We start from the raw sequence: 279 nt of genomic DNA on the forward strand, positions 1-279 counted from the left end.
GTGGGCGTCCTCATGAATGGCCGCCCCGTCGAGCTGGTGGTGCCCGCCAGCCGGCGTATCAATCTCGACCTGGTTCGTGAGGTGCTCGGCGCCCGCGAACTGAGACTGGCCACCGAGGACGAACTGCAGCGCTTCTTCACCGGATGCGAGACGGGCGCGATTCCAGCGCTGCGTCACTGGCAGGGCATTGAGGTGGTGATGGACGGCAACCTGCACGTCGATGATGACATCCTCATCCAGGGCGGCACGCACCGCGACGCCGTTCGGATGCGCTTCGAC

The 279-nt window shown here is 65.9% G+C and carries 1 protein-coding gene; it reads left to right on the forward strand.

Annotated features, from left to right (window positions below; genetic code table 11):
- Nucleotides 1-12 precede the first annotated feature (12 nt).
- The coding region (locus RAD04_RS38605; protein ID WP_461627956.1) for an aminoacyl-tRNA deacylase at nucleotides 13-279 on the forward strand (267 nt) is incomplete at its 3' end.

This window comes from Bradyrhizobium sp. 25ACV (genome assembly GCF_054863005.1).